Origin of the sequence: Dyella silvatica (assembly GCF_026283955.1) — a bacterium.
In the GTDB taxonomy this organism is placed as follows: domain Bacteria; phylum Pseudomonadota; class Gammaproteobacteria; order Xanthomonadales; family Rhodanobacteraceae; genus Dyella_C; species Dyella_C silvatica.
On sequence record NZ_JAPDPE010000012.1, the window covers coordinates 64624 to 70761 of the forward strand.

The following is a 6138-nucleotide window of genomic DNA, read 5'->3' on the forward strand; positions in this document are numbered from 1 at the left end:
ATCGCGACCGAGCTAGATGAGGCCGGTCCACCCAGGGTTCGGCTTTGTCGCTAGCGCCGGCAAAAGATTCACGCAGGTTTGAATACCCTCACGATGCAGCCACGGCGCTACGCGCACGATGCGTACTGAAGCGATCCAGCAGCAGGTAGATCACCGGCGTCGTATAAAGGGTGAGTACCTGGGATATCAGCAAGCCGCCGACGATGGCTATGCCCAGCGGGCGCCGTAGCTCCGCCCCCGCCCCGGAACCGAAGGCCAGCGGCAAGGCGCCGAGCAAGGCGGCCATGGTCGTCATCATGATCGGGCGAAAACGCAACAGGCAGGCTTCGTAGATGGCCTGCTCTGCTGGCAACCCCCGCTCCTGCTCTGCCGCCAGCGCGAAGTCGACCATCATGATGCCGTTTTTCTTGACGATGCCAATCAGCAGAATCACCCCAATCAAGGCGATCAGGGAAAAATCGTATTGCAACATCATCAGCGCACCCAAAGCGCCGATGCCGGCAGACGGCAGCGTCGACAGAATCGTCAGCGGGTGGATATAGCTCTCGTAGAGCATGCCCAAGACTATGTAGATGGCCAGCAAGGCCGCGGCGATCAACAAAGGCTGATTCGACAAAGACGCCTGGAATGCCTGCGCCGAGCCCTGGAACACAGCCGTCAAGCCGGCCGGCTTGCCCAGTTCCGCACCCTTGATATCGATAGCGGCAATCGCTTCGCTCAGTGCATGCCCTGGGGCAAGATTGAACGACAGCGTCACCGCCGGAAACTGGCCATCATGGTTAATCGTCAATGGCGCGGTCGAGTTCTCCAGTCGAATGAATGAGGCCAACGGCACCTGCTGACCATTCGACGCTGTCATATACAGCCGCTGCAGCGCATTCGCATCAAGCTGATAGTGCGAGCCGACCTCCAGCACCACGCGATAAACGTTGAGCTGCGTATAAAACGTAGCGACCTGGCGCTGGCCGAACGCGTCATACAAGGTGTCGTCCACCATTTGCGGGGTAATGCCCAGGCGGCTCATCGTGTCGCGGTCGAGCACGGCAGTGAGTCGCGGCGCTACCGGCTCCAGATCGCCCGCGACATCCTGGATCACCGGAATATCACCCAGCGCCTTGAGCATGATCGGCGCCCAGTGCCGCAACTCGTCGAGGTTCGCATCGCGCAAGGTGTATTGAAATTGGGTTTTGCTGGTGCGCGCACCGATTTGCAGATCTTGCCGCGCCTGCAGATAAAGCGAAATGCCGGACAGCTTGGCCACTTGCGGACGTAATCGCTTGATAACCTCGTACACCGAGGTCGATCGCTCGCCGAACGGCTTGAGGTCAATCAGCAGGCGACCGATATTGACCGATGGACTACCTTCAACCCAGTAGTAAACATGCTGGATGTCGGGATCGCGTTCAACCACGGCAGCGAGCGCGTGCATGCGCTCGACCATGGCGGGGTAGGAAATATCTTGCGAGGCTTCGGTCACGCCACCGATCAGGCCGTTGTCTTGCTGCGGAAAAAAGCCTTTGGGAATGGCGATGTACATCGCCACGGTGCCTGCAAGAGTCAATCCCGCCACAAGCAACGTCAGCTTTCGATGAATCAATGCCTGGCGCAAACCCGCCGCGTAAATGGCAAGCAGACGATCGAACACGCGCTCCGCGGCTTGGTGAAAGCGGCCACGCCCGTGTGCCGTTTGGCGATTGAGAAAACGCGCGCATAAGGTGGGCGTCAACGTCAGCGAAACCACCCCGGAAATGAGAATGGCGATGCCGGCGGTTACCGCAAATTCGCGAAACAGCCGCCCCACCAGGCCACCCATGAACAATAGCGGGATAAACACCGCCACCAACGAGACCGTCATCGACACAATGGTGAAGGCGATCTCGCGCGAGCCCTTGATCGCCGCGTCAAGTGGCGACTGGCCGTCTTCGATGTGGCGCAGAATGTTTTCCAGCATCACGATGGCATCGTCGACGACAAAACCGATAACCACGGTCAAGGCCATCAGCGACACATTGTCCAGGCTGTAGCCAAGCACCTCCATCACCGCCATGGTGCCAAGCAAGGACAGCGGTATGGTCACCACCGGAATCAGCGTGGCGCGCACATCACGTAGAAATGCGTACACCACCAGCACCACCAGCACCACGCTCAGCAGCAGCGTAAATTGCAAATCGACCACCGAGGCGCGAATGGTTTGCGTGCGGTCGCCGAGCAGCATCATATGCATGGACGCCGGCAAATCATGAGTCAGGCGCGGCAGTTCGGCCTTGATCCGCGCAACCGTCTGGTTGATATTGAAACCGATCTGTTTATGCACATCGATCATCACTGCCTGATGGCCGCTGACCCAGGCGCCTTGGCGTATATCCTCGGCGCTGGCGACAACGCTGGCAATGTCGCGCAGTCGCACCGGCGCATCATGGCGATAGGCCACGACCAGGGAGGCATAACCATCAGCATCGACAACCTGATCGGTGGCATCCAGCGTCACGGCCTGATGCTCACCGTTGAGCGTGCCCTTGGGCGCATTGACCGTCGGGGTTAATGCGCACGCGAACTGCCGGTTTCTGCTGGCCGTGATAGTCAACCACGCCGACGCCCTGGATCCGCGTCAGTTCGGGGGCAAGATAATTCTCCACATAGTCATCGACCTTACCCAGCGGTATCACGTCGGAGTAGACCGCAATCGTCATGAGCAGCGCGTCGGCGGGGTTCGCTTTCTCGAAGGTCGGCGGGTGCGGCAGGTTTTTCGGCAAATCACCGGAGGCCGCGTTAATGGCCGTCTGCACATCCAGCGCCGCGCTATCGACACTGCGCGAAAGGTCGAACTGCACGGCGATGGAAGTCGAGCCGAGCGAGCTGGTCGAGGTCAGCGAGGTGACCCCGGGCAGCACCGCAAGCGCACGCTCCAGCGGTGCGGTCACCGACGAAGCCATGGTCTCGGCACTCGCCCCCGGCAACGACGCATCGATGGAAATGGTCGGAATATCGACCTGGGGAACCCCGGCAATGGGCAGCTGCGCGTAGCCCATGATCCCCAAGAACAATACACCCAGCATCAGCAGCGAGGTGGCGATCGGCCGCCGGATGAATACAGCTGAAAAATTCATGATGCCCCTACGGCTGGTCAGATCACTTTACGGTGGGTTGTCGATCGATCACCCGTACAGACGTACCCTGCTCAAGATGGTATTGCCCCTCTGTGACCACCCGCTCGCCCTGCGACAGGCCACGGGCGATCACGCTGCGATTTCCTTCACTGAAGGCGACGTCGACATGGCGCAGATCCGCCGTGTCCTTATCGGTCATGACGAAGACGTAGCTGCCATCCGTGCCCCATTGCACGGCCGTTGCAGGAACAGTGAGCGCATCGCGATGCACGTCGAGCACCACGTGCAAAACCACAAACTGACCGGGCCAAAGCAGGTTGGCCGCGTTGTCGAAAGTCGCCTTGCAATGAATCGTGCCGGTAGCGGAATCGATTTGATTGTCGATCAGGCTGATCACCCCATCGCCAAGTGGCTGGCTGGCATCGCGGCTCAGGGCGGTAACCCGCAGCGGCGCCTTATGCTGGCTGGCCAGTAGCGCGGGCAGTTGATCCTGCGGCAATGAAAAACTCACCGTCATCGGGTGCACCTGGGTAATCAGCACCAGTCCGTTGCTATCGGTGGCATGGACCATGTTTCCGGCATCCACCAGGCGTGCGCCGGTACGACCATCCAGGGGCGCGCGGATGGTGGTATAGCCCAGTGCGATGCGCGCATTGTCGACCTGCGCCTGATCCATCTCGACGGTAGCCTTGAGCTGCTCCACTTGCGCGCGCGTGGTATCGAGCATTTGCACGGGTACGGCACCGCGATGGGCGAGATCGGAAAAACGCGCGAGGTCTCGTTCGGCATTGGCGCGCTGCGCCGCGTCCCTGTCCTTCTGCGCCTGCGCCGAACGCAATTGGGCTTCGAACGGACGCGGGTCCAGCTGGGCTAACAAATCGCCACGATGCACCTCTTGCCCCTCGGTAAAGGCGACTTTGTCGAGCTGTCCGTCGACACGTACCCGCACAGTGACGCTGTTATAGGCTTGCGCCGTACCGATCGCGCTGATCACCGCCGGGGTGTCCTGCCGCTCGACGCTGGCCACCATCACGGGAACCGCGTTCTTTGGCGAAAGATCCGCGGCAGCAGCGTGCGGAATAGAGCCGCGAGTTTGCAGCAGCCACCAAGTGACGGCGCCCAGCGCGAGTAGCCCGGCCATTGAGAGAAATTTTTTCATGGGTGCGCCGGTCGCCCAGATCATGTAGGTAACCGTGAAACCCTACGCCAGCTCGCTTACCCATTGATTAGTCCAGGGTCGGTCGCAGTGCGGCGGCGGCACAACGCTGGAGTATGGCGCCGGCGCCTGCCGCAGGCTCGACGGTGCACCGCGTATATCGGCAAAGCACCCACAGGCAACTGGCTCTACTGCTAGCGCATCCATGACATGACTGTCGCAGTGAGAGTCACCCTTCTACGCCGCGCATCGATAGTCGTGGCAGTGCCAATCAACGCAAAACCCGGAGGGCCGCACCGCTACTCGGCGATCCAGCACACAGCGTGCTGGATCATCGAGATTTCTTGCTTGTGCACCGATGCTGTCGAAGAACGATGAAAACAACGTGAAGCTCACGAAACACAAGGACCGGATGCATTGCGTTCGCCATCACAGTCTATACATCGCCGTCAGCAAAGCGCTTGCGGAGCTAAGTAAACCGTAAGTTGCCGGGTGCAGCATCTCGTGCGCGCAGCTTAGGTCGGCGGATCGTTTAAGCCCAATGGCTTTCAGCATGCGGATGATTATCTTCGTTGCCAATGCTGGCACCCAGGCTCCACTCAAGCAGCAGGTGGCTCGTTTTGAACGATTCGCTCCCGAACCGCCATCCGATCGGCACCCGGCCCTACCATCTGCCTCGTGATGCCAGCGTCTTTGTTATTCTTCTTGCGCTGTACGTCCTGGTGCTGCTTCCCATTCTACGGGCGAATCGTTATTACAACGATGACTTGAAGCGAGCGCTTATCGGGCATACCGGCTGGGATTCTACCGGCCGGCCGCTAACGACCTTGCTGATGAAGCTGCTGCAATGCTACGACCATGCATTGGTTGACATATCGCCACTCACGCAAATAGGTGCCATCGCCATCCTCGCCTGGATCGGTGTGCTGATTGCACGAAGGTATGCCATCGCCTCGCCCTGGCTGGCCGCGCTGGTCTCGTTCCCGCTAGGCGCGCAACCTTTTTATCTGGAAAACCTTTCTTACAAGTTCGACGCCTTGAGCATGAGCCTGGCGATCTATTTCGCCTTGCTGCCATTGATCGCGTTAAAAAGCAGTCGCCGTGGGTGGTGGCTGGGTGTTCTGGCGCTCTTCGTAAGCTTGAACTTTTATCAGCCGGCCATTAATGCCTATCTGATTTTTACGCTATTGGATCTAGTGATAGCGCAACTCCAGGAAAAAAAACCTCGGCAATTGGCCATGCAGCTATGCTCGCGCGCATTGCAGGTGAGCCTGAGCATGCTCATTTACCAATTTGCCATCGGCATACATATCCATGGCTGGGTCAAGAGAAAAAGCGAAAAAATCCATGACCTTCATGATTTACCGCAGATAAAAACCAATATCGTTAATTTCTACCACTTCATCGGCGACAGCTTCAACACCCAATGGTGGCTGTATTTCGCCCCCGCCCTGCTATTACTGGCGCTTTTTCCGCTGGCCGTCGGCATCCACTACGCCGCCAAGGTCCAGCGCGCCCAGCCGGCCTCGATTCGAACAGCCCTGTTCACAAGCAGCGCCTTGCTGCCACTGGCAGCTCTTGCTTGTGTCCTCGGCCCCATGCTTTTGCTACTCGATCCAGTGATTGCGCCGCGCGTGCTCATGGGCGTTGGTGCGTTGTTGGTCGCTGGGTTGATTGTTATGCAAGCCGCCCTTCTGCAATGGCGGCAGTCCGACAAATGGACGCTGTCCATCGCCGGCATGCTTGCCCTGGGCATGTGCTCTTTCGCCAACGCCTACGGCAACGCCTTAGGGGAACAGAAGAACTACGAGGATCGGATCGCTACGCGTCTTGCCGACGATTTGGCCGAGTTTGCAACCAGTCACCCCATCCATG

4 protein-coding genes are annotated in these 6138 nt (G+C 59.1%); 1 reads left to right on the forward strand and 3 read right to left on the reverse strand.

From position 1 onward, the window contains the following. Positions 1 to 88: 88 nt before the first annotated feature. The 3 genes from OUZ52_RS04505 to OUZ52_RS04510 are packed head-to-tail and all read right to left on the reverse strand — an operon-like array spanning position 89 to position 4266. Entirely contained in the window at positions 89 to 2584 is a 2496-nt protein-coding gene (locus tag OUZ52_RS04505) for an efflux RND transporter permease subunit (RefSeq protein WP_323135311.1), read from the reverse strand. Then, positions 2499 to 3107: an efflux RND transporter permease subunit gene (locus tag OUZ52_RS22840; protein WP_323135312.1), complete on the reverse strand. Its 609-nt coding sequence runs from the start codon at positions 3105 to 3107 to the stop codon at positions 2499 to 2501. The genes OUZ52_RS04505 and OUZ52_RS22840 overlap by 86 nt, the downstream gene beginning before the upstream one ends. Positions 3108 to 3129: 22 nt before the next feature. Next, complete coding sequence (locus OUZ52_RS04510; protein ID WP_266157133.1) at positions 3130 to 4266, reverse strand: efflux RND transporter periplasmic adaptor subunit; 1137 nt, start codon at positions 4264 to 4266, stop codon at positions 3130 to 3132. Positions 4267 to 4883: 617 nt separating this feature from the next. Here OUZ52_RS04510 and OUZ52_RS04515 point away from each other — a divergent pair. Beyond that, positions 4884 to 6138: glucosyltransferase domain-containing protein (locus OUZ52_RS04515; protein WP_266157134.1), on the forward strand; the 1255-nt coding region annotated here is incomplete at its 3' end.